The 5,454-nt window shown below is 61.3% G+C and carries 4 protein-coding genes; 2 read left to right on the top strand and 2 right to left on the bottom strand.

Annotated features, from left to right (window positions below):
* Positions 1-78 precede the first annotated feature (78 nt).
* Positions 79-1,467, bottom strand: coding sequence for a NorM family multidrug efflux MATE transporter (locus KGA97_RS28895; protein WP_223481949.1), 1,389 nt, complete (start codon positions 1,465-1,467; stop codon positions 79-81).
* A 158-nt stretch (positions 1,468-1,625) separates the two neighbouring features.
* On the opposite strand from KGA97_RS28895, the gene KGA97_RS28890 reads away from it, so the two are divergent.
* Together KGA97_RS28890 and KGA97_RS28885 are read left to right on the top strand one after the other, a co-directional pair.
* Positions 1,626-2,546, top strand: a complete 921-nt coding sequence (locus tag KGA97_RS28890; protein WP_008030538.1) for a LysR substrate-binding domain-containing protein — start codon at positions 1,626-1,628, stop codon at positions 2,544-2,546.
* A 181-nt stretch (positions 2,547-2,727) separates the two neighbouring features.
* Positions 2,728-4,704: a methyl-accepting chemotaxis protein gene (locus KGA97_RS28885; protein WP_008030537.1), complete on the top strand. Its 1,977-nt coding sequence runs from the start codon at positions 2,728-2,730 to the stop codon at positions 4,702-4,704.
* A gap of 114 nt (positions 4,705-4,818) precedes the next feature.
* On the opposite strand, the gene KGA97_RS28880 is transcribed toward KGA97_RS28885, so the two are convergent.
* Positions 4,819-5,454, bottom strand: a 636-nt coding sequence (locus tag KGA97_RS28880; RefSeq protein ID WP_223481948.1) for a vWA domain-containing protein, incomplete at its 5' end; no start/stop codon positions are given.

Here is a 5,454-nt window from a genome sequence, read left to right as displayed (position 1 = left end):
GCCCGCGAAGGCGTCGAGTCAGTCGACATTGTTGTTACTGACACGACGCCTTCGCGGGCAAGCCTCGCTCCTACAGGGTTAGGCGATCTCGAAACGCTGAGCTGACGACGGCTCACGCCGAATCATCCGCTTCATCTTCCACTCGAACGCCAGCGTCAGGCTCACCGCCGCGCACGCCAGGCCCAGCGCCAGACCCCACCAGACACCCGTCGGCCCCCAGTGCAAATGGAACGCCATCCACCACGCGGCGGGCGCGCCAATCAGCCAATAGCAACCCAACCCGACCAGGAACGTGGTCTTGGCGTCCTTGAGCCCGCGAATGCAGCCCATGGCGATGGTTTGCGTGCCGTCGAACAGCTCGAACCACGCCGCCACCGCCAGCAGGCTCACCGCCAGTTCGATGACCGGGCGGAAGGCCGGGTCGTTGTGGTCCAGAAACAGGCCAATCAACTGATTCGGCAACAGCCAGAAGACCATCGCGAAACCAAGCATCGCCGCTGAGCCAAAGGCGATCCCGACCCGCCCGGCAAGCCGCGCGTCCAGCAACTGCCCGGCGCCGTAATGCTGGCCGATGCGCATGGTGATCGCATAGGAAAGCCCCGCCGGAATCATGAACGCCACCGAGACGATCTGCAGCGCGATCTGGTGCGCGCCCAATTGCGTACTGCCCATGGTGCCCATGCACAACGCGGCAAAGGCAAACAGCCCGACTTCCACTGCGTAGGTGCCGCCAATCGGCAGACCCAGGCGCCACAACTCCTTCAGGTACTGCCGGTTTGGCCGCGACAAACCCTGGCGCAATGGATAGGCGTCGTACGCCGGGTGCCGCCGAATGTGCAGCGCCAACGCCACGGCCATCAGGTTGGCAACAATTGCCGTGACCAGACCGATACCCACCAGGCCCATTTTCGGCAGGCCGAACATCCCGGTGATCAACGCATAATTGAGCACGAAGTTGGCCACCGTGCCGCCGAGGCTGATGACCATCACCGGCGTCGCCCGGCCAATCGCGCTGGTGAAACCGCGCAGGGCCATGAAGCTCAGGTAGCCGGGCAAGGCGAACGGCAAAATCAACAGGAACTGCCCGGCTGACTGGACGTTGGTTTCGGTCTGGCCAAACATCAGCAACACCGGTTTGAGGTTCCACAGCAGCAATCCGGCGACCAAAGCCATCAACCACGCCAGCCACAACCCGGCCTGGGTCAGCCGTGCCGCGCCAACGATATCGCCCGCGCCCTGACGGATCGCCACCAACGTGCCGACCGCCGCAATCACGCCGATGCAAAAGATCGACACAAACGAATAGGTCGCCGCGCCGAGTCCGCCGCCGGCCAATGCCTCGGGGCTCAGGCGCGCCATCATCAAGGTGTCGGTGAGGACCATCAGCATGTGCGCCAACTGCGAGGCAATCAACGGCCCCGCCAGCCGCAGGATGGCCCAGAGTTCAATACGTGCTGGATGCTGCATGGTCATCACGCCCGATTATCAAAGAGAACAGGAAAGCGTCGATTCTCGGCGCTCTGCGGGGTTTGCACAAAGGGATAAAAAGGATGGATGGCATGATTAAAACTCATCCTGGGGAGTTTCTGATAAGTTGACGAAATTGCGCTATAGGAGCTTTCCGCATGTCTCGTCGTCTTCCTCCCTTGTATGCCCTTCGCGCATTTGAAGCGGCGGCGCGGCATAGCTCGTTTACCCGTGCCGCTGAAGAGTTGTCGATTACGCAGAGTGCGGTCAGTCGGCATATTCGTACGCTTGAAGAGCATTTTGCCTGTCGGCTGTTTCATCGCAGCGGGCGCAATTTGCAATTGACCGAGTCGGCGCGGCTGATCCTGCCGGGCATTCGCGAAGGCTTCACCGCTCTTGAGCGGGCCTGCAATACCTTGCGCGCCGAAGATGACATCCTGCGCATGAAAGCACCGTCGACCCTGACCATGCGCTGGCTGTTGGCGCGGCTCAGCCGTTTCCGCCACCTGCAACCGGGCAACGAAGTGCAACTGACCAGCGCCTGGATGGACGTCGATTCAGTGGACTTCAACCATGAGCCGTTCGACTGCGCCGTGATCCTCAGCAACGGGCATTTTCCGCCGGACTGGGAGGCGAGCCTGCTGTTCCCGGAGGAGCTGATTCCGGTCGGTGCACCGAATCTTCTGAAGGACCAACCGTGGGACGTCGCGCGTCTCGCCCATGCCGAACTGCTGCACCCGACGCCGGACCGGCGTGACTGGCGCAACTGGCTGGAGCGCATGGGGCTGACGGATCAGGTGTCGCTCAAGGGCGGGCAGGTGTTCGATACGCTGGAGCTGGGCATGATCGCCGCCGCCCGGGGGTATGGCGTGTCGATGGGCGATCTGCTGATGGTGGCCGAAGATGTGGCGCAGGGCCGTCTGAGTTTGCCGTGGCCGACCGCCGTCGCCAGTGGTGAGAATTATTACCTCGTCTGGCCGAAAACCCGCCCGGGAGGTGAACGTTTGCGCCGCCTCAGTGATTTCCTGCAAGGCGAGGTGCGGGCGATGAAATTGCCGGACGTCGAACACTTGTGCTGAATCGATAGAGCCCTCGAAATAGCGGCCTTGAGCCATATCCCGGCTATTTACTCAAGTATTCAGGTTTGCCGCCGAAAATCTGCAGATGGAACCTTCGTGCAGGTTCGACGTAATTCCCATTATTAGAAATTTTGCTGAGTAGCCGATCAAGGAGGATCAGATCGCTCGGCCAGGAGCTGTCATGTCTCAACCTCGTGCCCGGATCGCTTCACAGCTTGGCCTTGCGCTCGCCATTATCCTGGCGATTGTCATCAGCGGCAGTACCCTGTTTGCCCTGCGTTCACTGGACACGGCCAACCTCGCCACCCGCGAAGAGCACCTGGCCAGTGAGGCGCGGTTGCTGGCCGACCAGTTGAGTACGTTTCACGGCACATTGCGTGAAAGTACCCTGCGCCTTGCGGGGTTGTTCGAAAAGCGTTTCAGTGGCGGGCTGAGCGTGCACCCGGATGCGCCGGTGAACGTGGCGGGCACCCAGACTCCGGGCCTGCAACTGGGCGGCGAAGTGCTCAATAACAACTTCAAGGAAGTGGACGAGTTCAAGCAGATGACCGCCGGCGTGGCCACGGTGTTCGTGCGCAGCGGCGAGGACTTCATTCGGGTCAGTACCAACGTCACCAAACAGGATGGCAGTCGTGCCATTGGCACTGTTCTCGATCATGCGAACCCGGCTTACGCCCGTTTGATGGCGGGGCAGAGTTTCGTCGGACGGTCTTTGCTTTTTGAACGCTACTACATGTCGCAGTACACCCCGGTACGCGACAGCGGCGGCAAGGTCATTGCCGTGCTGTATGTCGGTTTCGACTACACCGACGCGCAGAAAGCCCAGTTCGAAAACCTCAAGCGATTCCGCATCGGCAAGACCGGTTCCCTGGCGTTGCTCGACGAGCAGAACAAATGGCTGGTACCGATCGCCGGCGTGGAAGCGCTGGATAAAGCCGTTCCAGCCATCACCGCCCTGGCGAAAACCCCGAGCGAGGGCGGTTTCTGGAGCGACACGTCCGAAGACTTCTACAGTGTTTCCGTGCCGTTCCAGGACGGCCCGTGGTCGGTCGTGGCGAGCATGCCGCAAGACGAAATCAGCGCGGTGACCTGGAGTGTCGGCATTCAACTGGCGATTGGCAGCCTGCTGGCGATGTTGATCGCGGTCGGCTCGGCAGTCTGGCTGCTGCGCAGCAAACTCGCGCCGCTGGGTGATCTGGTGCGTCAGGCCGAAGCTCTGGGGGCCGGCGACCTGAGCGTGCGTCTGGACGTGTCGAGCAACGACGAGATCGGTCAGTTGGCCCGTGCCTTCAATCAGATGAGTCAGGCGTTGTCGACGATGGTCGAGCACATCCGCCGGGCCTCGCAAGAGGTCAACAGCCGTGCCCAGGCCTTGTCCGGTTTGTCTGGCGGTGCCTATGAAGGCATGGAGCAGCAGTCCGGCGAAATCACCAGCATGGCCGGCGCCGTGGAAGAATTCAGCGCCACCTCGTTGAACATTGCCGACAACATGGGCAGCACTCAGCGTCTGGCGCAGGAAAACGCACAGCAAACCCAGATCGGTCGTACGTCGATGGGTGAAGCGTCCTCGTCCCTGGAGCAAATCGCTGGCGCGCTGAACAGCACTGCCACGGTGATCAACACCTTGGGCCAGCGTTCTCAGGAAATCGGTGGCATTGTCGGGGTGATCACCTCGATTGCCGAGCAAACCAACTTGCTGGCGCTCAACGCGGCCATCGAAGCGGCGCGTGCCGGTGAGCAGGGCCGTGGTTTTGCGGTGGTGGCCGATGAAGTGCGCAACCTGGCTTCACGCACTCGCCAGGCCACCGACGAAATTTCCGGGATGATTCAGAGCATCCAGCAGGAAACCGGCAACGCCATCAGCACCATGGAGCAGGGCAAAGTCCTGATGCAGGAAGGCTTGTCGCGTAACGCCAATGTCGCCTCGGCACTGGCGCGGATCGATGAGCAAAGCCGTTCCGCCGGTGAACAGTTCGCCGCGATCACCACCGCGACCCAGGAGCAGAGCAGCACCGCGACGCTGCTCAGCAGCAACCTGCAAAGCATTGCGCTGGCGAACAGCGAGCAGCGGGAAGTGGTGTCGAACCTGGCGGTGACCGCCAAAGAGCTGGAGAGCCTGGCGGCGGAGTTGCGCCAAGAGGTTGACCGGTTTCGTTGAGTCGCCTCTGAAATCGCCTTCGCGGGCAAGCCTCGCTCCTACAGGGGTCAACGCTGAACCTGTAGGAGCGAGGCTTGCCCGCGAAGGCTGCACCGCAATATTCAGATCTGCCAATCAATCACACTTGGCGTTGCTCGACACTTCCTTGGTTGCGAGTTTCAACTGCTTGGCCAGTTCTGCCGCGTTGGTGCTGTTGTAAACCCGGCCACCGGTGTTTTCAGCAATGCAGCGTGACGGGCCACCGGCACCGATTTTCACCACGTTGACCCGCAGGCGTGGTTGTTCCCTGGCGATTTGGCGAGACACCGCGCAAGCGTCTTTCTGGCAACCGTCCTCACCGTCGACGAACATCACGATCACGGCATCGTTATTACGCCCGTCAACGGTGCTTGCCGCGTAAGCCAGGCTGTCGGCCAGCGGTGTACCGTCATTGGGAACCAGCCCTCGAATCCCGTTGATCAGCCGTGGCCGGTCGCCAAACTTGAACACGCCCTGGTCCGGTGTGCGTTCGCAGCCGGCGAAGGTAATGAGGCGCGTGTCGATCTTCGGGTCAAGCCCGTTGATCATGCCGGCCAGCGAGTCCTTGGCGACGTCCATGCGGCTGGGTTTGGCGAAGATCTGCATGGTGCGGTTCGCGTCCAGGTACTTGTTGAGCTCGTTGCCGAAGAACCAGTCCTCATCGGCTTTCACGGACTTGATGTTCAAGTCCATCGAACCCGAAGTGTCGAGTACCACCACGAACTGCGGGAT

Origin of the sequence: Pseudomonas sp. BF-B-15 (assembly GCF_019946675.1) — a bacterium.
Classification (GTDB): domain Bacteria; phylum Pseudomonadota; class Gammaproteobacteria; order Pseudomonadales; family Pseudomonadaceae; genus Aquipseudomonas; species Aquipseudomonas migulae.
Note: the sequence above shows the minus strand (reverse complement) of the source record. Positions and strands in the feature narration are given on the sequence as shown.